The following is a 21879-nucleotide window of genomic DNA, read 5'->3' as shown; positions in this document are numbered from 1 at the left end:
AGCCGCCGAGCGCTGCACGGATAATGTATCGTCGCGCTTGGAGTGAATTGCCCAGCATCAATGCCGGTGCCGCGCCCGAGTCACCACATTTTCAGGAGAACCAATCATGTACAGCCGCATCCTCGTCGCCACCGACGGCTCCAAACTGTCCAAGAAGGCCGTCGACAGCGCCATCAACCTGGCTGCCCTGTGCGGCGCGGAACTGATCGCGCTCAAGGTCGTGCCGCGCTACCCGCAAAGCTACTTCGAGGGCTCGATCCCGCTGTCGACGGAGGACGTTTCGCGCGTCGAACAGCAGTGGGCCGCCGACGGCCAGGAGATCGTCGATGCCGTCAAGAAGGCCGGCGAGGCCAAGGGCGTGAAGGTCAAGCCCGTGCTGGCCAAATCGGACGTGGTGTCCGACGCGCTGATTGCCGCCGCGAAGAAGCACAAGGCCGACATCATCGTCATGGCCTCGCATGGCCGCAAGGGCGTCAAGCGCCTGCTGCTGGGCAGCGAGACACAGCAGGTGCTGACGCACTCCGAAATCCCGGTGCTGGTGCTGCGTTGATGCACCCAGGCTGTAGCACGCTTCTGTTTCGATAGCTGCCTGCGCAATAACGACAAGGGCTTCAGGTCGATTTGACCTGAAGCCCTTGTTGTTTAGTGAGGGGCCGCGGTTCGATCAGCGCGGCACGGCCGTCCCGATGGGGTCTTCGTCGGTGCTTTCCGGCGGCTGCACCGGCGTGCCGGTGATGGCGGGGCGCACGCTGGCCGGCGCTGGCACATAACCCGCCAGACCTTCGCGCAGGCCCATTTCGAGGCGGTCGACGCGCGCATGCAGATCGCGGTTGTGGCTTTCCACCGCCTGCACCAGGCGACCGACTTCCAGGTCCACCGGACGATCACGCAGCCCCATCTCGGCACGGTCCACGCGGGCCAGCGTTTCGCGCGTGTGGTTGTCGATGACTTCGGACAAGCGCGCCACCTCCTTATCCAGGTGCGCGCGCAGGTCGGTGAAGCGCGAAGCCTCGGCCTTGTCGGCCAGTTCGCGCTGGGCCGTCAGTTCCTTGGCGTGGCGGCGCGTTTCCATCAGCACCGTGCCCTGCGTGTAGGCGATCAGGCCCACGAACACCACCGACAGCAGCGCCATCAGGCCCAGCAGCACCAAGCCGAGCGGCGCGCGGATCTCGGTGAAGATCAGGTTGAGGTCGGTCGGCATGGTCATCGCCGTCCAGTTGACGCCGATGAACGCCACGATGGCGGCGCCGATGATCAGCAAAAGCAGTGCTCGCAGCGACATGCAGTTTCCTTCGCGTAGTGTGTGTTCTTCTGGCCTGCTACAAGGCGGCCGTTCGGCAACGAGTTTACCCGCGCCCCCGCGCACCCCTGTCAGCCAACGCCGTCAGTCACGACCGGTCGAACAGCGCCTTGTACTGGTCGCGCAGCAGGTTCTTCTGCACCTTCCCCATGGTGTTGCGCGGCAGTTCGCTGGCGATGAAGCAGCGCTTGGGAATCTTGAAGTTGGCCAGTTTCGCTTTCAGCGCACCAACCAGCCCATCGGCATCCAGCCTGGCGCCCGGCTTGGCGATGACCACCGCCACACCCACCTCGCCAAAATCCGGATGCGGCACACCGACGATGGCGCTCTCGGCCACGCCCGGCATGTCGTTCAGGTAACCCTCGATCTCGGCCGGATACACGTTGTAGCCGCCGCTGATGATCAGGTCCTTGCTGCGGCCGACGATGGTGACGTAGCCGCGCGCGTCCTGCAGGCCCACGTCGCCGGTCTTGAACCAGCCGTCGGCGGTGAACTCCTCGGCTGTCTTCTCGGGCATGCGCCAGTAGCCCGAAAACACGTTCTCGCCCATCACCTGGATGTTGCCGATCTCGCCCTCGGCCACGGGCTGGCCGGCGTCGTCGCGCACGCGCACGCCGACACCCGGCAGCGGAAAACCCACCGTGCCGCCGCGCCGCTCGCTCTGGTTCTGATAGCGACCGTCGGCGCTGTACGGGTTGCTGGTGAGCATGATGGTCTCGCTCATGCCGTAGCGCTCGAGGATGGTGTGGCCGGTGCGCTCGCGCCATTCGTTGAAGGTCTCGAGCAGCAGTGGCGCCGAGCCGCTGATGAACAGCCGCATGTGCGCCGCCTGCTGCTTCGTCAACGCAGGCTCGGCCAGCATGCGCACGTACAGCGTGGGCACGCCCATGAACACGGTGGCGCGCGGCAGATCGGCGATGACTTTCTTCGGATCGAACTTGCCGTGCCACAGCATCTTGCTGCCGTTGAGCAGCGCGCCATGAATGGCGACAAAAAGGCCGTGCACGTGGAAGATGGGCAGCGCGTGGATCAGCACGTCGCCTCGGCCTTCAGACCCTCCGGTGGCCACCCAGCCCCAGTAGTCCTTCAGCATCACCGCGTTGCTCAGCAGGTTGCCGTGCGACAGCATCGCGCCCTTGCTGCGGCCCGTGGTGCCGCTGGTGTACAGGATCGCGGCCAGGTCGTCGGCCCGTTTCTGCACCGGCGTCTGGCGGTCGCTGCAGTGCGCGGCGCGGGCCAAGAGGCTGCCGCTGCGGTCGTCGTCCAGCGTGAACACGTGGCGCGTGCCGGCCTGGAAGGCGATCTGGCTGACCCATGCGAAGTTCTTGCCCGTGCACACCACCACCGCCGGTTCGGCGTTGCCGATGAAGTACTCGATCTCGGCGCTCTGGTAGGCGGTGTTGAGCGGCAGGAACACGAAGCCCGCGCGCAGCGTGGCCAGGTACAGCACCATGGCCTCGACCGACTTCTCGACCTGCACGGCCACGCGCGGCGGCACGCCATCTTGCGACTTCGGAATGTCGAGCGACTGCAGCAGGTTGGCCACCATGGCAGTGGCGCGGTCGAGATCGCGCCAGGAGTAGGCCAGGCCGTTGTCGGTCTCGACGGCGATGCTGTCCAGGTCGGCGGGAAAGGCGGCGCGCAGGGCGGAAAAAAGGTTCTGGTTGGGCATGGCGGATGGGACGGGAATCGAAGTCAGAAACGTGCCGGGCGCTTGCTCAGAAAGGCTTCGATGCCTTCACGGTGCTCGGCGCTGTCGGCGTAGTCATAGGCGCTTTTTACTATATTATCAATAGCTGCTTGCGCAGTATCCACGGGCGCTGAGGCCTGATTCAATGCCCGAAACGTCTGCTTGTTCAGGCGCGCTGCCTGGGGCGCCAGCGTGGCGATGCGGCGCGCGCGCTCCAGCGCATGGGCCTGCAGATGCTCTGGCGATTCGACGCGGTGCAGAAAGCCGCGCGCCTTCATCTCGGGCGCGCCCAGCACGGCGGCCTCCAGCAGCAGCTCGCGCGCCGTGGCCTCGCCGGCCACGCGCGCCACCAGCTGCGCCTCGCGCGGCGCCATCGGAAAGCCGAGCTTGGCAATGGGCGCGCCGAACTTGGCGTCGTCGGCGGCAACGCGGATGTCGCAGGCGCTGGCGATCTCCACCCCCGCGCCCATGCAGTTGCCCTCGATGGCGGCGACGATGGGCACGTCGCAATCCAGCACGGACTGCAGGCCGCCCCACACCGCGTCCTCGTGGAAGGCGCGCAGTTGCGCGACGTCGAAGCGGAAGTCGGGGTACTCGGCAATGTCGCCACCGGCGCAGAAGTGCGCGCCCGCGCCTCGCAGCAGCACGCAGCGCCAGTGGGTGGCGGCCTGGATGCGGGTGAACACGTCCTTCAGCTCGCGCCACATGGCGCGCGACATGGCATTGAACTTGGTGCGATGGGACAGCGTGACGACGGCGATGCGCCCGTCGCCGTCGCTGTCCAGCGCTACGTGGCCTGCCAAGCGCTACTCCAGCTTGGCGCCCGAGGCTTTCACCACCTCGGCCCACTTGCGGATTTCGCCGTGGATCAGCTGCGCGAACTGCGGGCCGGCCACGTTGGGGAAGGCCGCGCCCTGCTTGTCCCACACGGCCTTGGCCTCGTCGGCCTGCACGCTCTTGCGGATCGCCTCGATGGCCGCCGCCTGGGCATCCGCCGGCATTCCCTTGGGCGCCCAGATGCCGTACCAGGTGCTCACCTTGTAGTCGGGCAGGCCCACCTCGGCGGCGCTGGGCGCGTCGGGGATGGCCGGGTTGCGCTTGTCGCCCGCCACCATCAGCGCCTTGATGCGGCCACCGGCGATGTGCCCGGCCGACGAACCCAGGCCGTCGAAGGCCATGTCCACCGTGCCGGCGATCAGGTCCTGCAGCGCCGGGCCGGCGCCGCGGTACGGAATGTGGGTGATGAAGGTCCTGGTCTGGATCTTGAACAGCTCGCCCGCCAGGTGGTGCACCGAGCCGGCGCCGGCCGAGGCGTAGTTCATCTTGCCCGGGTTCCTGCGCAGGTGCTCGATCAGCTCCTTCGCCGTGGCCTGCGGCACGCGCTTGGGGTTCACCACCAGCACCTGCGGCACGCTGGCCACCTGGATCAGCGGCACGAAGTCCTTCTCGATGTCGTAATCCAGCCGGGGGTACATGCTGGGCGCCACCATGTGGTGCGCGCCGCCCATGAACAGGTGATAGCCATCGCCCGGCAGCTTGGCCGCCACCGAGGCGCCCAGCGTGCCGCCGGCGCCGCCGCGGTTGTCGATCACCAGCGTCTGGCCGGTCAGCTTGCTGAACTGCGCCGCCAGCGGGCGCGCGAAGGCGTCGGTGCCGCCACCGGCCGGAAACGGCACGATCATATTGACCGGCTTGCCGGGCCAGCCGGCTTGCGCCCGCACGGCCAGCGGCAGCGCGCAGGCGGATGCGGCCATCATGATCTGGCGGCGGCGGATGGAAAAGCGCATGGTTTCAGTCTCCTGTCGTGGTTGTATTCAAGGGGCAACCATCAATCTTGCAGGCTTTGCACGGCGCTCGATACCGGGATTTGTCCCTGTGCCAGTTGCACGCGGTGGCGGTCCAGGCGCTTGAGGTCGTACAGGTAGTTGACCATCAGCCCGTAGGACTGCTTCAGCCCCTTGGCGGATGGGTCGGCCAGCCAGTTGAGCCGCTCCACGCGCGCGCCGTTGCCGAGGTGAAAGCGCGCCACGGCGTCCAGCGGGCGGCCATCGGGTGTCAGTTCGCTGCCCAGGTAGCGCGCCGCCGCGGCCAGCAGCCAGCGGCGCAGGGCGGATTTTTCGCCCAGCTCGGCGGCCTTCTCCAGCGCGGCGGTGATGTCGGCGGCCTTCAGCTCGGTCTGCTGCAGCTCGCGCGCCAGCGCCTGGCGCGCCCGCGCGGGCATGGCCTGCAGCAAATCGTCGGCGTGCTTGCCCAGCCAGCCGCGCAGGCCGGGGATGGGCGACAGCGTGGCGAACACCTTGAGCTGGGGAATTCGGCGCGCAGGGTTTCGACCACGCGCTTGATCAGCGAGTCGCCAAAGCTGACGCCGCGCAGCCCGGTCTGCGTGTTGCTGATCGAATAGAAGATGGCGGCGGTGGCCTTGTCCAGGTCGGCGGCGGCGGCTTCCTCGTCCAGCAGCGGGGTGATGCTGCCGGCCATGTCCTTGAGCAGCGCCACCTCGACGAAGATCAGCGGCTCGCCCGGCAGGCGCGGATGGAAGAAGCCATAGCAGCGCCGGTCCTCGTCGAGCCGGTTCTTGGCGTCGGCCCAGCTGCGGATGTCGTGCACCGCCTCGTACTTGATGAGCTTTTCGACCAGCGACGCGGGCGAGTGCCAGCTGATGCGCTGCAGTTCCAGAAAGCCGACGTCGAACCAGCTGGAGAACAGGTCTTCCAGCTCGGCATCCAGCGCCAGCAGGCGCTTTTCGTGCCGCAGGTGCGGCAGCAGCTCGGCCCGCAGATCGACCAGAAAGCGCACGCCCTCGGGGAAAGCGGCAAAGCGCTGCAGCAACCGCGTGCGGGGCGAGGCGAAGGCCTTGCGCAGGCGCACTTCGGCACGGGCTTCCTCGTCGGTGCCGCGGGCGGCGTCGTAGGCGTCGTGCGCGGCCTGGATGGCGGACGGATCGGGCGGGAACTGCTCGCTCATCAGCAGCCAGCAATCGCGCCGCTGCTCGGGCGTGGCCTGGGCGTACCAGCCGGCCACGCCGGCAGCGCGGCGGCCGCCTTCGACGTCGCTCACCGCCGGGTCGGCCACGTTCTGCAGCTCGCGCAGCGTGCGCCGCAGCACCCAGGGCGACAGCGCCTCGCCCTGCCGGCCCAGCATGGCGCCGAGGCGTTCGCGGGTGGTGCGCAGCTGGCGGGTCAGCGCTTCTTCCAGGCCGTTGGTGGTCTTGTCGGTCATGGCTGTTCGTGGCGCGGGCCAGGGCGGAAGCGCCCGCTGGCGCGGTCCGTGCCGTGTGGCTTGCAAGCGAAAGACATGCGGTTGTTCACTCCTGAAAAATGAGCTGCTTGCGCTTGTTATACAATGATTTCAGATACAAAAAGACCTGAAATCTTTTATTAACGGGCGCAAGCAGCTCCTATTTTTGATAGGCCAGCGCTGCATCGTCGCGCCGCGTGGCCCAGAGCCACATGGCCGCGCCGGCCACGATCATCGGGATGCACAGCCACTGCCCCATGCTCATGCCCAGCGCCAGCAGGCCCAGGTGGGCGTCGGGTTCGCGGAAGTATTCGGCGATGAAGCGGAACACGCCGTAGCCGAACAGGAAGGCGCCGCTCACCTGCCCCATCTTGCGCGGCTGGCGCGCGTACAGCCAGAGCAGGATGAACAGCAGCACGCCTTCGAGCAGGAACTGGTAGATCTGCGACGGGTGGCGCGGCGCATCGCCCGCGCCGCGGAACACCATGCCCCAGGGCAGCGACGGATCGGCCACGCGGCCCCACAGCTCGCCGTTGATGAAGTTGCCCACGCGGCCCGAGGCCAGGCCCAGCGGCACGCAGGGCGCGATCAGGTCCGTCACCTGCATCCAGGGCCGGCCGCGCGAACGCGCCCACCACATCATCGCCACGATCACGCCCAGCATGCCGCCGTGAAAGCTCATGCCGCCCTGCCAGATGTAGAAAATCTCCAGCGGGTGCGCGGCGTAATAGGCCGGCTTGTAGAACAGGCAGTAGCCCAGCCGCCCGCCGGCGATGACGCCGACCACGCCCCAGAACAGCATGTCCTCGATGTCGCGCCGCGTCCACGGCGCGGGCAGGGTGATGCTGGCGAACGGCTCGTGCCGCAGGCGCCGCGTGGCCAGGAAGAAGAACAGCGCGAACGCGACCAGGTAGGTCAGGCCGTACCAGTGAATGGCCAGCGGGCCGATCTGGATGGCGATGGGGTCGATTTGGGGGTGCATCAGCATGGGCTGGATTATGTACAGCCCCTGGTGACGCTGACCCTTGGCGCGCCGCGCCCTTGTGCGAACGGCCGCCACCCCGGCAGTGCGCACGGCGGCGCGGTCACCCCCGCCGATCGCGCATGGCGGCGGCGAAAAACGCACCAGCTCCGCGTCCAGTTCGGCCCGCACGGCGGCCGCGCCGATGGGCCGCTCGGCAAACGGCACGTGCACCGATGCCTGGCGCCGCGCCTCGGCCATGCGGTCTTCCTCGGCCTGGGCGTCGCGCCCGGCGTAGTCGGCCAGCAGCGTCACGCCCCAGGGCGCCACCTCGACGATGCCGCCCATGACCTCGATCGTCCGTTCGGGCCCCGCCACGGGGCGGATCAGCAGCCGGCCCGGCGCAACCTCGGTCAGCAGCGGCGTGTGGTGCTGCAGCACGCCCAGATAGCCCCACACGCCGGGCACGCCGACGTAGCGGACCTGGCCCTCGAACAGCGATTCGTGCAGCGTCGACACCTGCAGGTGAAAGCCGGGCGCCCCGCCCGTGGTGACAGGCTCGGCCATCACCCGCTCCGCAGCGCGTCGGCGCCCGCCACGATCTCGGCCAGCTCGCGCGTGATGGCCTCCTGGCGCGACTTGTGGTACTGGTGCGTCAGCTCGTCGATCATGCGGTCGGCGTTGTCGGTGGCCGCCTTCATGGCGGTCATGCGGGCGCTCTGCTCGCAGGCGGCGTTCTCGACGATGGCGCGGTAGATCACGGTCTCCACGTAGCGCAGCAGCAGCGCGTCGATCACCGGGCCGGGCTCCGGCTCGTACAGGTAGGGCACCGCCACTTCGCCCGCGTGCACCGCGGGCAGCTCGGCCAGCTCGCGGCTGAACGGAAGGATGCGGGCCAGCACCGGCTCGAAGCTGAGCGCGTTGATGAAGCGGTTGGTGGCCACGAACAGCTCGTCGATGCGGCCGTCGATGAACTGGTGCAGCGGCACCGCCGCGGCGCCCATCAGCGCGGTCACGTCGTCGGGCGCCAGGTCGGCCACGCCCACGGCCTGCGCCACGATGCGCGCGCCGGCGCGGCGCATGGCGCCCAGGCCGCGGGCGCCGATCACCGTCACGCTCACCTCGCGCCCTGCCGCCTGCCACGACAGCATCTGCGTGATGCACATGTGCAGCAGCCGCGTGTTGAGAGCGCCGCACAGCCCCTTGTCGGTGGTCACCACGATCATGCCCACGCGGTGCGCGGGCACGCGCTGCGCCATCAGCGGCGAGCGGTGGTCCTGGTGCTGCTCGAGCATGCGCGCCACAATGCGGAACAGCGACTGGCTGTAAGGCCGCACCTGCCGCGCCCGCTGCTGCGCCCGCCCCATGCGGATGTAGGCGATGCGCTGCATGGCGCTGGTGATCTGCCGCGTCTTGCCGACGGCGGCAATGCGCTGGCGAATCTCGCGCGCCCCGGACATGTGCTCACGCACCCGTGCACATGCCTGCGCATGCGGCGTGGATGCGGCTCCGCCTCAGCCGGTTTCAGTCGCCCAGCATCGACAGGTCGCGCACCGCGCCCTTGTCGGCCGAGGTGGCCAGCAGCGCGTAGGCCTTCAGCGCGGCCGACACCTTGCGCGGGCGCGGCTGCGCGGGCTTCCAGCCCAGCTTGTCCTGCTCGGCGCGGCGACGCGCCAGTTCCTCGTCGGACACCAGCACGTCGATGCGGCGGTTCGGGATGTCGATGCGGATGCGGTCGCCGTTGCGCACCAGGCCGATGGTGCCGCCGGCCGCCGCCTCGGGCGAGCAATGGCCGATCGACAGGCCAGAGGTGCCGCCCGAGAAGCGCCCGTCAGTCAGCAGCGCGCAGGCCTTGCCCAGGCCCTTGCTCTTGATGTAGCTGGTGGGGTAGAGCATCTCCTGCATGCCGGGGCCGCCCTTGGGGCCTTCGTAGCGCACCACCACCACGTCGCCGGCTTTCACCTGGTCGTTCAGGATGTGCTCCACGGCCTCGTCCTGCGACTCGACCACGTGGGCCGGGCCTTCGAACACCAGCAGGCTGTCATCCACGCCCGCGGTCTTGACCACGCAGCCGTCCAGCGCGATGTTGCCGTGCAGCACCGCCAGGCCGCCCTCCTGCGAGAAGGCGTGGTCCATCGAGCGGATGCAGCCCTGCGCGCGGTCGGTGTCCAGGCTGGGCCAGCGGGCCGACTGGCTGAAGGCCACCTGCGTGGGCACGCCGCCCGGCCCGGCCTTGTAGAAGGTCTGCACCGCCTCGGCGGGCTGGGCCATCACGTCCCATTCGGCAAGCGCGGCACCCAGCGTGGGCGCATGCACCGTGGGCGTGTCGGTGTGCAGCTTGCCGGCGCGCGCCAGCTCGCCCAGGATGGCCATGATGCCGCCGGCGCGGTGCACGTCCTCGATGTGGTACTTGTCGGTATTGGGCGCCACCTTGCACAGCTGCGGCACCACGCGCGAGAGGCGGTCGATGTCCTTCATCGTGAAGTCGATCTGGGCCTCCTGCGCGATGGCCAGCAGGTGCAGGATGGTGTTGGTCGAGCCGCCCATGGCGATGTCCAGCGTCATGGCGTTCTCGAACGCCTTGAAGCCGACGCTGCGCGGCAGCACGCGCTCGTCGTCCTGCTCGTAGTAGCGCCTGGTCAGCTCCACGATCAAGTGGCCGGCGCGCTTGAACAGCTGTTCGCGGTCGGCGTGCGTGGCCACCACGGTGCCGTTGCCGGGCAGCGACAGGCCCAGCGCCTCGGTCAGGCAGTTCATCGAGTTGGCGGTGAACATGCCCGAGCACGAGCCGCAGGTGGGGCAGGCGCTGCGCTCGATCTCGGCCACGTCGGCGTCGCTCACGGCGCTGTCGGCGGCCATCACCATGGCGTCGATCAGATCGAGCTTCTTGAACTGCACCGGTGCCGTGCCGGGCACGGCCAGCTTGCTCTTGCCGGCCTCCATCGGCCCGCCGGAGACGAAGATGACCGGGATGTTCAGCCGCATCGCCGCCATCAGCATGCCGGGTGTGATCTTGTCGCAGTTGCTGATGCACACCATGGCGTCGGCGCAGTGGCCGTTGACCATGTATTCCACGCTGTCGGCGATCAGGTCGCGGCTGGGCAGGCTGTACAGCATGCCGTCGTGGCCCATGGCGATGCCGTCGTCGATGGCGATGGTGTTGAACTCCTTGGCCACGCCGCCGGCGGCCTCGATCTCGCGCGCCACCAGCTGCCCCATGTCCTTCAGGTGCACGTGGCCCGGCACGAACTGCGTGAAGCTGTTGACGACGGCGATGATGGGCTTTTCGAAGTCGCCATCCTTCATGCCGGTGGCGCGCCACAGCGAGCGGGCACCGGCCATGTTGCGGCCAGCGGTGGAGGTTCTGGAACGATAGGTGGGCATGGAGCAGATCCGTTGCAAGCAGGAAAACCGAAACTGGGCCCGCCGGCCCCAAAGCCGCCGAGCCCGTTGATTATGGCTTTCCGTGCTGGCCGCCGTGCGCCCTGCCCCGGCTGCCGCGCCTTGGTCGATGTCAGCGGCGGCGGGGCGGCGCGGTTTTCGGCTTCTGGCCGATCGCCTCGCGCTGGCGGTTGATGCGGTCGAGCTTGCGCTGGTCTTCCCGCTCCATGGCCTTGCGCTTGGTGTAGCCCGAGGCATCGGCCCAGGTCCACCACAACGCGGCCCCGACGAAGGGCGCCAGCACCAGCCACCACGACCAGGTGGCCACCGGACCGATTTCCTGCCACTTCATGAGCAACAAAATGATGCCGAGGCCCAACAGATACATGGTTTATCCTTGATGTGCGCCAGTTTTAGAGTTCCCTCAGGTCAACCGGCAATCCTAAAATCGCGTTGAACCACTGTAGCGCAACTACCCATGATGGAGATATGACGATGAAGCGTGTTCTGTTGACTTTTGCCGCCCTGGCCGCTGTCACCGCTGCCGCACCGGCGATGGCGGACGAAGCACTGGCCAAGGCCAAGAACTGCATGGCCTGCCATGCCGTTGACAAGAAGCTGGTGGGCCCCGCCTACAAGGACGTGGCCAAGAAACATGCTGGCGATGCTGGCGCCGTGGATCTGCTGGCTGGCAGGATCATGAAGGGCAGCTCCGGCGTCTTCGGCCCCGTGCCGATGCCGCCCAACGCCAACGTGAACGCCGACGAGGCCAAGAAGCTGGCAACCTGGGTGATGAGCCTGAAGTGATCCGGCGTCATCCGGCCCTGGTGCCGGCTGCCTGAAAAAGACCGCACAAGTGCGGTCTTTTTCATGGTGTCTTGCCGGTTTCTCCGACACCGGCGGCTGAAGACGGCAGCCTAGAATCGTCGACAAATTGTCCGACCAAAAACAGGAGAGCGCATGAAGCACCTTGCATGGGCCTTCGCCACCGCACTCGCCGCGGCGGCCGCACCGGCCATGGCCGATGAGGCATTGGCCAAGGCGAGGAACTGCATGGCCTGCCACGCCATGGACAAGCGGCTGGTCGGCCCCTCCTACAAGGACGTGGCCAGGAAGTACGCGCCGGACGGTGGTGCTGCCGTCGACAAGCTGGTGCAGAAAGTCCTGAAAGGCGGCTCCGGCGTCTGGGGTGTGGTGCCGATGCCGCCCAACGCCGGCGTCAACGACGCAGAGGCCAGGAAGCTCGTGGCCTGGATCCTGACGCTCGAGTAAGCCGATCCCGGCCGCCTCTGCGGCCTGGCCGCCCAAGAAAAAGCCCGCGCAGTGCGCGGGCTTTTTCATGGCGACGGTCGCGGCATCAGTAGGTCTGATCCAGCTGCGTCAGGATGGCCGGGTTCTCCAGCGTGCTGGTGTCCTGCGTTATCGCCTCACCCTTGGCCAGGCTGCGCAGCAGGCGCCGCATGATCTTGCCCGAGCGCGTCTTGGGCAGGTTCTCGCCGAAGCGGATGTCCTTGGGCTTGGCAATGGGGCCGATTTCGTGCGCCACCCAGTCGCGCAGTTCCTTGGCGATGGCCTTGGCCTCGTCGCCGTGCGGCAGCGGGCGCTTGAGCACGACGAAGGCGCAGATCGCCTCGCCCGTGGTCTCGTCGGGGCGGCCCACCACGGCGGCCTCGGCCACCAGGTCGGTCTTGGCCACCAGGGCCGATTCGATTTCCATCGTGCCCATGCGGTGGCCCGAGACGTTCAGCACGTCGTCGATGCGGCCGGTGATGCGGAAGTAGCCCGTCTCGGCGTCGCGCACGGCACCATCACCCGCCAGGTAGTAGCCCTTCAGCTCTTCGGGAAGTAGCTCTTCTTGAAGCGCTCCGGGTCGTTCCAGATGGTGCGGATCATGCTGGGCCAGGGCTTCTTGATGACCAGGATGCCGCCCGAGCCATTGGGCATCTCGTTGCCCGATTCGTCCACGATGGCGGCCTGGATGCCCGGCAGCGGCAGCGTGCACGAGCCCGGCACCAGCGGCGTGGCGCCCGGCAGCGGGTTGATCATGTGGCCGCCGGTTTCGGTCTGCCAGAAGGTGTCGACGATGGGGCAACGCTCGCCGCCGACGTTCTTGTAGTACCACATCCAGGCTTCGGGGTTGATCGGCTCGCCGACGCTGCCCAGGATGCGCAGGCTCGACAGGTCGGATGCGTTCGGGTGCACCTTCTCGTCGGCCTCGGAGGCCTTGATGAGCGAGCGGATGGCCGTCGGCGCGGTGTAGAAGATGCTGCACTTGTGGCGCTCGATCATCTGCCAGAAGCGCCCGGCGTTGGGGTAGGTGGGCACGCCTTCGAACACGATCTCGGTGGCGCCGGCGGCCAGCGGGCCATAGGTGATGTAGCTGTGGCCGGTGACCCAGCCGATGTCGGCCGTGCACCAGAACACGTCCTCGGGCTTGAGGTCGAAGGTCCACTCCATCGTCAGCTTGGTCCACAGGATGTAGCCGCCCGTGGCGTGCTGCACGCCCTTGGGCTTGCCGGTGGAGCCACTGGTGTAGAGCACGAACAGCGGATGTTCGGCATCGACCATCTCGGGCGGGCAGTCGGTGCTCTGGCCTTCCAGCATCTGCGCGAAGGTCTTGTCGCGGCCGGCCACCATGTTGCAGGCGGTGGGCGTGCGCTCGTAGACGAACACGTTCTTGATCGACTCGCAGCCGCCCATGGACAGGGCTTCGTCGACGATGGCCTTCAGCGGCAGTTCCTTGCCGCCGCGCTTCTGGTAGTTGGCGGTGACCACGGCCACGGCGCCGCCGTCCTGGATGCGCTCCTGCACCGCCTTGGCCGAGAAGCCGCCGAACACCACGCTGTGCGTGGCACCGATGCGCGCGCAGGCCTGCATGGCGACGATGCCCTCGATGGTCATCGGCATGTAGATGAGCACGCGGTCGCCCTTCTTGACGCCATGTGCCTTCAGCCCGTTGGCGAACTGGCTCACGCGGGTGAGCAGCTCGCGGTAGGTGATCTTGGTGACGGCGCCGTCGTCGGCCTCGAAGATGATGGCGGTCTTGTTCTCGACCGGCGTGCCCATGTGCTTGTCGAGGCAGTTGGCGCTGGCGTTCAGTTGGCCATCGGCAAACCATTTGTAGAACGGCTTGTTGGAGTCGTCGAGCACCTGCGTGGGCGTCTTGGCCCACACCACATGCTCCTTGGCCAGGCGGCTCCAGAAGCCCTCGAAGTCGCGCTCGGCCTCGTCGCACAGCGCCTTGTAGGCGTCCATGCCGCTGATGCGGGCGGCCTTGACGATGGCTTCGCTGGGGGAATACGCGGTTTTCGACCAGAACCGATTGAATGGCGCTCATGCTGGCTTGTCTCCTCTGTTGTTGCCTTAATGCAGAACCTGCTGGCCAGCCACGCAGCGTGCATGGCACCAGCCCAAAACCCGGCCATGATCCGGCCAGGCTCTTACAAAGCTCTGACTGGCGCACTCTAACGCCTGTGGGGGCCAGGCGCCAGCGGCCCGGCGCCTGGGGCAGCACGCGCGGAGAGCCGCGCGCCTGAAGCCTGCGTCCCCGTGAGCGCGGTGCGTCGCCCGGACCCAGCACAGCGCATTAATCAAGCGATAGCAAATTGACGCCATTTATAACTTCAAAAAAGAAGCTGCTGGCGCCCGTTCATCGGGCGCTGGATGCGTTTTTCAATCATCAAATAATTTGACAAGTCCCCCTGCCCTGTCACCGCATCGCGGGCCGGCTCAGCCCTCGCCCGTCATCGCCGCCGGCACCACCCAGGCGTCGAACTGCTCGGCCGTGACGTGGCCGCTGGCCAGCGCCGCCTCGCGCAGGCTCAGCCCCTGCGCATGCGCGTGCTTGGCGATCTGCGCGGCCTTGTCGTAGCCGATGTGCGGGTTCAGCGCCGTCACCAGCATCAGCGACCGCTGCACCAGCTCGTCGATGCGGGCGCGGTTGGGCTCGATGCCCACCGCGCAGTGGTCGTTGAAGCTGCGCATGCCATCTGCCAGCAGGCGCACGCTTTGCTGAAAGTTGTGGGCGATCAGCGGACGGAACACGTTCAGCTCGAAGTTGCCCGACGCGCCGCCGATGTTGATGGCCACATCGTTGCCCATCACCTGCGCGCACAGCATGGTCAGGGCTTCGCTCTGCGTCGGGTTGACCTTGCCGGGCATGATGGACGAGCCGGGCTCGTTCTCGGGGATCGTGATCTCGCCGATGCCGCTGCGCGGGCCGCTGGCCAGCCAGCGCACGTCGTTGGCGATCTTCGTCAGGCTGGCGGCCAGCCCTTTCAGCGCGCCGTGCGCGTGGACCAGCGCGTCGCAACTCGCCAGCGCCTCGAACTTGTTGGGCGCGGTGACGAAGGGCAACTCGGTCAGGCGCGCCAGTTCGGCCGCCGCGGCCTCAGCGTAGCCGGCCGGCGCGTTCAACCCCGTGCCCACCGCCGTGCCGCCCAGCGCCAGCTCGCACAGGTGCGGCAATGCAGCACGGACGTGGGCCTCGGCGTGGTCGAGTTGCGCCACGTAGCCCGAGAACTCCTGCCCCAGCGTCAGCGGCGTGGCGTCCTGCAGGTGGGTGCGGCCGATCTTCACGATGTCGGCGAAGTCGCGCGACTTCTGCGCCAGCCTGCCGCGCAGCTTCTGCAACGCGGGCAGCAGACGGTTCGTGACCGCTTCCACCGCCGCCACGTGCATCGCGGTGGGGAACACGTCGTTGCTCGACTGGCCCTTGTTCACGTCGTCGTTGGGGTGCACCCGCCGCCCTTCGCCGCGCACGCCGCCCAGCAGCTCGCTGGCGCGGTTGGCGATGACCTCGTTCAGGTTCATGTTGGTCTGCGTACCCGAGCCGGTCTGCCACACCACCAGCGGAAATTCGCCCTCATGCCTGCCCGCCAGCACTTCATCGGCCGCGGCGACGATGGCGCCGGCCTTCTGCTCATCCAGCAGGCCAAGCCGCTGGTTGACCACCGCCGCCGCGCGCTTGACCAGCGCCAGCGCGTGGATGATCTCGCGCGGCTGGCGCTCGCCCGAGATGTCGAAGTTCTGCAGCGAGCGCTGCGTCTGCGCGCCCCACAGCCGGTGGGCCGGCACGTCGATCGGGCCGAAGGTGTCGCGCTCGGCGCGCGTGGGGGTGTCAGCGTCGGGCATGGGGCGGCCTGTCAAAATGGCGGGTTCAGGCACGGTAGCAGAGCCGCGAAGCCCCTTGCGCCGCCGCCAGCATTCACACGCTAGAGAGGATCCCCATGAGCACCATCCAGCAGGACGACCTGATCGAATCCATCGCCGCCGCGCTGCAGTACATCAGCTACTACCACCCGGCCGACTACATCCAACACCTGGCGCGCGCGTACGAGCGCGAGCAGTCGCCCGCCGCCAAGGACGCGATGGCCCAGATCCTCACCAACAGCAAGATGAGCGCCACCGGCCACCGCCCGATCTGCCAGGACACCGGCATCGTCAACGTGTTCCTGAAGGTGGGCATGGACGTGCGCTGGGAAGGCTTCACCGGCAGCCTGGAAGACGCCATCAACGAAGGCGTGCGCCGCGGCTACAACCACCCCGACAACACACTGCGCGCCAGCGTGGTGGCCGACCCGCACTTCGCCCGCAAGAACACCAAGGACAACACGCCCGCGGTCATCTTCACCGAGATCGTGCCGGGCAACACGGTGGACGTGACCGTGGCGGCCAAGGGCGGCGGCTCTGAAAACAAGAGCAAGATGGCGATGCTGAACCCCAGCGACAGCCTGGTCGACTGGGTGCTGAAAACCGTGCCCACGATGGGCGCCGGCTGGTGCCCGCCCGGCATGCTGGGCATCGGCATCGGCGGCACGGCCGAGAAAGCCGTGCTGCTGGCCAAGCAGAGCCTGATGGACGATCTGGACATGTACCAGCTGCAGGAGAAGGCCGCCAGGGGCGAGAAGCTGACGCAGGTCGAGGAGCTGCGCCTGGAACTGTTCGAGAAGGTCAACGCGCTGGGCATCGGCGCGCAGGGCCTGGGCGGGCTGACCACGGTGCTGGACGTGAAGATCGCCATGTACCCGACGCACGCGGCATCGAAGCCCGTGGCCATGATCCCCAACTGCGCCGCCACGCGCCACGCGCACTTTGTGCTGGACGGCAGCGGACCGGTCTACCTCGACCCGCCGAGCCTCGACCTGTGGCCCAAGGTGGACTGGACGCCCGACACCGAGAAGAGCCAGCGCGTTGACCTGAACACGCTGACCAAGGAACAGGTCGCGAGCTGGAAGCCGGGCCAGACCCTGCTGCTCAACGGCAAGATGTTGACTGGTCGTGATGCGGCGCACAAGCGCATTCAGGACATGCTCGCCAAGGGCGAGAAGCTGCCGGTGGATTTCACCAACCGCGTCATCTACTATGTCGGCCCGGTCGATCCGGTGGACGGCGAAGCCGTTGGCCCCGCCGGCCCCACCACGGCCACGCGCATGGACAAGTTCACCGACATGATGCTGAGCCAAACGGGCCTGATCGCCATGATCGGCAAGGCCGAGCGCGGCCCCGCCGCCATCGAGGCGATCAAGCAGCACAAGTCGGCCTACCTGATGGCCGTGGGCGGCGCCGCCTACCTGGTCAGCAAGGCCATCAAGACCGCCAAGGTGGTCGGCTTCGAGGACCTGGGCATGGAAGCCATCTACGAGTTCGACGTGGTCGACATGCCCGTGACCGTGGCGGTGGACGCCGGCGGCACCAGCGCGCACATCACCGGCCCGGCCGAGTGGGAAAAGCGCATCGCCAGCGGCGAGTTCAAAGGCATCGCCGTCTCGGCCGCTTGACGCCGCCGCGCCACAGCACCGACCGCGCCGCACCCATCGGCGTGTTCGACAGCGGCATCGGCGGCCTGTCGGTGCTGCAGGCGTTGCGCACTACCTTGCCTGGCGAGGACGTCGTCTACGTTGCCGACAGCGCCCACACGCCCTATGGCGAGCGCAGCGATGCCTTCGTCGCCGAGCGCACGCTGGCCATCGCGCGGCACCTGCGCGATGCGCACGGCGCCAAGCTGCTGGTGATCGCCTGCAACACCGCCAGCGCGGCCGGCGCCCATGCCGTGCGGCAGGACAACCCCGGCTGGCCCGTGGTGGCGATCGAGCCCGCCCTCAAGCCCGCGGCGCACCACACGCGCACCGGCCACGTGGGCGTGCTGGCCACGCGCGGCGCGCTGGCCAGCCGCAAGTTCGGCGCCCTGTGCGATGCGATGCGCGAGACGCACCCGGCCGTGCGGTTCACACCGATCGCCTGCGACGGCCTGGCCTCGTCGATCGAGCAATGGGCGTTGAGCGGCGACGGGGGCAGAGCCGCCAACTGCTGGACCGTTACCTTGCGCCGCTGGCACCCTTCGGCGGCGAGGGTGATGCCACCGACACCCTGGTCCTGGGCTGCACGCACTACCCGCTGATCCGCGAGCAGATTGCGCACCGCATCCCCGCGGGCGTCACGCTGATCGAGGCCGGGCAGCCGGTCGCCCGCCATGCCCAGCGCCTGCTGCATTCCACCGGCCTGCTGCGCTTTTCACCGGGCCACAGCGTGGCACCGCCGCCCGGGCACCTGCGGTTGCTGGCAACCGGCGCCACCCAGACCCTGCACGCTGCGGCGTTGCGCTGGCTGCCTGGTGCGACTGCCGGGGCGGCAGCACCCGCGGTCGCGACGCTGGCGATCTGACGCCGGTCACACCGGCTGCAGCGCCGCCGCGCGGCCACGCTGCACGTTGATCGGCATCAGCGCCAGCAGGCCCAGCACGAACAGCAGCGCGGTGGCCGCAATGGCCACGCGCTGGTTGCCGCCGGTGACCCAGGTGATGACGCCATACGCCAGCGGCCCGACGATGCTGGCCAGGCGGGTGGAGAAGGTCCACAGGCCGAAGAACTCCGCCAGATTGGCGCGGGGCGCGAACAGGCCCACCATGGCGCGACCGATGGACTGGCACGAGCCCATGCAGGCCCCGGCGATCGCGGCCGCCACCCAGAACTGCCCCTTGGTGGTGGCCAGCGCGGCGATGATGCAGGTGATCACCCAGCCCACCAGCGTGCTGCTCAGCGTCAGCTTGTGGCCGATGCGGTCCTGCAGGTAGCCGCAGGCAAAGGCGCCGGCTGCCGCGGCGACGTTGAGCACCATGATCAGCAGCATCGTCTCCTGCTGCGCGAAGCCGATGATCTGCTCGGCATAGATCGCCGCCAGCGTGATCGCCACCGCCACGCCGCCCTGGTAGGCCATGGTGCAGGTGAGCAGCCAGATGAAATCGCGGTAGCGCCGCGCCTCGCGGAACGTGGCCTTGAGCTGCCCCAGCGCCGCACCGAAGCTGGCCGGCTCGCCCACCGCGGCCACGCCGCTGGCGCGCTCGCGCAGCAGCGAGAACGTGACGCACGCGGCCAGCCCGTAGACGGCGGCCGTGATCCACATCGTGACGGGGACAAACGCCGACGCCGGCTGGCCCTGCGCCTGCGCATGCAGCACATAGGCCAGGCAGCCCGCCAGCGTCAACATGCCGCCGACGTAGCCGAAGGCCCAACCCCAGCCGCTGACCTTGCCCATGGCCTCGGGCCGGGCCAGTTCGGGCAGGAACGCCGCCGTGATCGACTCGCCGTACGAGTAGAAGGTGTTGGAGACGATGATCAGCAGCATCGCCAGCGCCACGCTGCCCGGCCGCGCCCAGGCCAGTGCCGCGGTGCTGACCACACAGGCGGCCGTGACCACCATCAGCGTCTTCTTCTTGGCGCCGCGCAGATCGGCCCACGCCCCCAGGCTGGGCATGGTGAGCATGACGATGGCGTAGGAGATCGACAGCGCCACCGTCCAGGCCAGCGGCGCCCAGTCGGCCCCGCCTGCCACCCCGCCAACGAAGTAGGCTGCGAACACCGCGGTGATGACCACCGTGGTGTAGCCCGAGTTGGCGAAGTCGTACATCGCCCAGCCCAGCAACTCGCGCCGCTGCACGCCGGGGTTCAGTACCTCAGTCGAAAACAAGGCCACGCAAACCACTCCCGCCGGCCAACGTGGCGGCCGGTCGGGGTGCAGCATAACAAGGCGGTGTGAACTGATGACGCGCCTGCGGCGCATGACTTCAGCCTGGCGGCCCTTCAATGACGGCGCTTCGCGCCATGACGAATAACCGCGATGCACCGGTCACGCGCAGCAGGCGCGATCATTCATCATTTCGTCATTGGAGGCGGAGCCGAAATCATGCGCCGCAGGCGGTCATAAAGCGGTCAGTGCAGATGACGCGGGCGGCGGCCACCGCCGTGGCCCGGCGCGCCGCTGCCCGGCCGCGCGGCGGCTTGCCCAGTTCCAGCGAGCTGGTCAGCGCCGAATAGCGGCCCTGGAACAGCTTGTCGATCTCCGACACCACGCCGCCCAGCTCGGCGCCGTCGAAGTGGCGCTCCATCAGCGCCACCACGTCTTCGACCAGCAGGTCGCGCTGTGCCTGCATGATGGCCTCGGGCGTCGGGCCGACGAACAGCAGCACGAAGTCGTCGCGCGCCTCGCGGCCCTCGTCTTCATCGTCCTCGTCGTAATCGGCGTCGTAGAAGGTGACCTCGATCTGCGAGCCCGCGGCCGACAGTTCGTTGAGGTTCATGCAGAGGTCGTCGAGTTGATGGCGGAAGTCGTCCTCGCCCTGCAGCGTCCAGCACATCTGCAGCAGGTGCTGCTGCGGATCGAAGCGGATGCCGGGCTCGTCCTCGTACAGGCTGGCGGCGCCATCGGCCAGCGAGCGGGCGCCAGCATATTTCCACAGGGGTTTGAGGGCATCCTGCAGGGCGTCGAAGCCCACGTCGGTGCGCAATTTCACGTCGCCATGCACGTGAATCTCGAAAGGTGCGTCGTCGCGACTCATGGCGTTGTCCTGTCGTGTGCGAGTGGTGCCCCGGGCCGGGGTCGAACCGGCACGCTCCCTTTCGGGAAAGCGGCGGATTTTAAGCCAGAGCATGGCATCCGCACCGGGCTACCGATGGGCTTGGATGAGGCTTGCTGTAGCAGGTTTTCCCCAGGCCAATGCCTTCGATCATATCCCGGTGCGCGATGCAAACCGCCCCGGTTCCCTTCCGCCTGGCTCCTAGCCGGCCCCTGGAATCGGGGCCTATCAGGAGCACCTCATGGCGAAAATCAACTCACCAAGTCCGTCGTTGACACGGCGCAGGCGCAAACCTGCGACGTGGAACTCCGGGATACGCTCGTTCCGGGCTTCTTGTGCAAGGTTACACCAACCGGGCGCAAGGTCTTTATGGTTCAGTACCGCACGAACTCCGGCGTGCGGCGCAAGCCGGCAATCGGCCAGTTCGGCGAGCTGACGGTCGAACAGGCCCGGTCGCTGGCACAAGACTGGCTGGCCGAAGTCCGGCGCGGGGGCGACCCCGGACTCGACAAGGCCGAGGCCCGCAAGGCGCCGACGGTCAGGAGCTGTGCGGCCGGTTCGTGGACGATCACTCCAAGCCGCACAACAAGCCCAGCACGCAGGCCGGCTACCAGTACCAGATCGACAGCTTCGTCATCCCAGCCTTCGGCAGCAAGAAGGTTCATGAGGTCACGCGCAACGACATCACTGCGCTGATGAAGCGCATGGAGAAGTCGCCCACCCAGGCCAACCGCGTGCTGTCGCTCGTCCGAAAGATGTTCAACCTGGCCGAACTGTGGGGCTACCGGCCCGATGGCCCAATCCCTGCCGCCATGTGCCCAAGTACCCGGAAAAGGGTTCGACCCGGCTCATTACCGACGACCAGATGACCAAGCTGTTCGCCTATCTGGAGAAGGCCGAGGCCGAGGGCTTAGAACATCCCATCCACCTGCTGGCCGTCCGGCTGCAATTCGAGTTCGCGGCGCGCATGTCGGAAATCCTGCTGTTGCAATGGGATTGGCTCGACCTGCCCAACGGCCGGGTGGTCTGGCCGGACAGCAAGACCGGCGATATGTCCAAGCCCCTGAGCGCCGAGGCTCGCCGCCTGTTGGAGAGCGCCCCCACTATGGCGATTCGCCCTACGTTTGCCCTGCGATCCTCGATCACAAGAAGCCGCTAAGCCCCCACTCCTACTATCAGGCGTGGCGGCGCATCTCTGACCGTGCCGGTGTGCCGAAGGTCGGCACCCACGGCATCCGCCACCGCTCGGCGACGGACATTGCCAATTCGGGCGTGCCGCTCAAGGTCGGCATGGCGCTGACAGCGCACAAGACCGTGGCGATGTTCATGCGCTATGTCCACACCGAGGACGATCCTGTGCGCCAGGCGGCCGAGCTGGTGGCGACCCGGCGCCAGACCATCACGAAGGCGCGGCAACGCCAGCCCCAGGAGGCCACGGCATGAGCGCCCGGACGCCCAAA

General features: G+C 67.8%; 15 protein-coding genes and 5 pseudogenes. 6 read left to right on the top strand and 14 right to left on the bottom strand.

Translation table 11 applies throughout. The annotated features are described in order from the left end of the window. The first annotated feature begins 106 nt into the window (after positions 1–106). Positions 107–550: a universal stress protein gene (locus H0I39_RS15280; protein WP_180551057.1), complete on the top strand. Its 444-nt coding sequence runs from the start codon at positions 107–109 to the stop codon at positions 548–550. Positions 551–664: 114 nt separating this feature from the next. Here the strand turns inward: H0I39_RS15280 and H0I39_RS15275 are convergent, their stop codons facing one another. From H0I39_RS15275 to H0I39_RS15235, 10 genes and pseudogenes are all read right to left on the bottom strand, one after another. After that, the gene (locus H0I39_RS15275; RefSeq protein WP_180551056.1) at positions 665–1282 is read right to left on the bottom strand and encodes a LapA family protein; all 618 of its coding nucleotides are present in this window, start codon (positions 1280–1282) and stop codon (positions 665–667) included. Between the two features lie 106 nt (positions 1283–1388). Then, a complete protein-coding gene (locus H0I39_RS15270) occupies positions 1389–2972 on the bottom strand; it encodes a malonate--CoA ligase (RefSeq protein WP_180551055.1) in 1584 nt (527 codons plus the stop codon). 23 nt (positions 2973–2995) lie between these two features. Then, positions 2996–3793: an enoyl-CoA hydratase/isomerase family protein gene (locus tag H0I39_RS15265; RefSeq protein WP_180551054.1), complete on the bottom strand. Its 798-nt coding sequence runs from the start codon at positions 3791–3793 to the stop codon at positions 2996–2998. Positions 3794–3796: 3 nt separating this feature from the next. After that, positions 3797–4777 (bottom strand): Bug family tripartite tricarboxylate transporter substrate binding protein, encoded by a 981-nt coding sequence (locus H0I39_RS15260; RefSeq protein WP_180551053.1) that lies wholly within the window; start codon positions 4775–4777, stop codon positions 3797–3799. Between the two features lie 41 nt (positions 4778–4818). Further along, positions 4819–6209 (bottom strand): annotated as a pseudogene (locus tag H0I39_RS15255) (malonyl-CoA decarboxylase). Positions 6210–6387: 178 nt separating this feature from the next. Beyond that, positions 6388–7215, bottom strand: coding sequence for a prolipoprotein diacylglyceryl transferase (gene lgt / locus H0I39_RS22440; protein WP_257646187.1), 828 nt, complete (start codon positions 7213–7215; stop codon positions 6388–6390). Between the two features lie 153 nt (positions 7216–7368). Further along, a pseudogene (atpC, locus tag H0I39_RS22435) lies at positions 7369–7755 on the bottom strand (ATP synthase F1 subunit epsilon); the annotation flags it as partial. Beyond that, positions 7755–8648 (bottom strand): ATP synthase F1 subunit gamma, encoded by an 894-nt coding sequence (gene atpG / locus H0I39_RS15245; RefSeq protein ID WP_180551051.1) that lies wholly within the window; start codon positions 8646–8648, stop codon positions 7755–7757. The gene atpG and the pseudogene atpC, both read right to left, overlap by 1 nt. Positions 8649–8712: 64 nt before the next feature. Next, a complete protein-coding gene (ilvD, locus tag H0I39_RS15240) occupies positions 8713–10572 on the bottom strand; it encodes a dihydroxy-acid dehydratase (RefSeq protein ID WP_180551050.1) in 1860 nt (619 codons plus the stop codon). Between the two features lie 130 nt (positions 10573–10702). Further along, positions 10703–10957: a TIGR04438 family Trp-rich protein gene (locus H0I39_RS15235; protein WP_180551049.1), complete on the bottom strand. Its 255-nt coding sequence runs from the start codon at positions 10955–10957 to the stop codon at positions 10703–10705. A 107-nt stretch (positions 10958–11064) separates the two neighbouring features. Here H0I39_RS15235 and H0I39_RS15230 point away from each other — a divergent pair, with 107 nt between their 5' ends. Further along, the gene (locus H0I39_RS15230; RefSeq protein WP_180551048.1) at positions 11065–11376 is read left to right on the top strand and encodes a c-type cytochrome; all 312 of its coding nucleotides are present in this window, start codon (positions 11065–11067) and stop codon (positions 11374–11376) included. Positions 11377–11529: 153 nt separating this feature from the next. Continuing rightward, positions 11530–11841: a c-type cytochrome gene (locus H0I39_RS15225; RefSeq protein ID WP_180551047.1), complete on the top strand. Its 312-nt coding sequence runs from the start codon at positions 11530–11532 to the stop codon at positions 11839–11841. 85 nt (positions 11842–11926) lie between these two features. On the opposite strand, the pseudogene acs reads toward H0I39_RS15225, so the two are convergent. Together acs and fumC are read right to left on the bottom strand one after the other, a co-directional pair. Beyond that, a pseudogene (gene acs, locus H0I39_RS15220) lies at positions 11927–13906 on the bottom strand (acetate--CoA ligase). 392 nt (positions 13907–14298) lie between these two features. Further along, a complete protein-coding gene (fumC, locus tag H0I39_RS15215) occupies positions 14299–15702 on the bottom strand; it encodes a class II fumarate hydratase (RefSeq protein WP_180551046.1) in 1404 nt (467 codons plus the stop codon). 95 nt (positions 15703–15797) lie between these two features. On the opposite strand from fumC, the gene H0I39_RS15210 reads away from it, so the two are divergent. Together H0I39_RS15210 and H0I39_RS15205 are read left to right on the top strand one after the other, a co-directional pair. Next, positions 15798–17348, top strand: coding sequence for a fumarate hydratase (locus H0I39_RS15210; RefSeq protein ID WP_180551045.1), 1551 nt, complete (start codon positions 15798–15800; stop codon positions 17346–17348). Continuing rightward, positions 17345–17968 (top strand): glutamate racemase, encoded by a 624-nt coding sequence (locus H0I39_RS15205; RefSeq protein WP_257645820.1) that lies wholly within the window; start codon positions 17345–17347, stop codon positions 17966–17968. Before H0I39_RS15210 ends, H0I39_RS15205 begins: the two co-directional genes overlap by 4 nt. Positions 17969–18237: 269 nt before the next feature. Here H0I39_RS15205 and H0I39_RS15200 read toward each other — a convergent pair whose 3' ends face one another. Together H0I39_RS15200 and H0I39_RS15195 are read right to left on the bottom strand one after the other, a co-directional pair. Next, entirely contained in the window at positions 18238–19539 is a 1302-nt protein-coding gene (locus H0I39_RS15200) for an MFS transporter (protein WP_308645868.1), read from the bottom strand. A gap of 236 nt (positions 19540–19775) precedes the next feature. Further along, positions 19776–20401, bottom strand: a pseudogene (locus H0I39_RS15195) (DUF6806 family protein). Positions 20402–20719: 318 nt separating this feature from the next. Here H0I39_RS15195 and H0I39_RS15190 point away from each other — a divergent pair. Continuing rightward, positions 20720–21862: pseudogene (locus H0I39_RS15190) on the top strand (tyrosine-type recombinase/integrase). Positions 21863–21879 lie beyond the last annotated feature (17 nt).

The organism is Ottowia beijingensis, assembly GCF_013423955.1.
GTDB classification, from domain to species: domain Bacteria; phylum Pseudomonadota; class Gammaproteobacteria; order Burkholderiales; family Burkholderiaceae_C; genus Ottowia; species Ottowia beijingensis.
The sequence above is the reverse complement of the archived record's forward strand: the minus strand, read 5'-3'. Positions and strand labels throughout refer to the sequence as shown.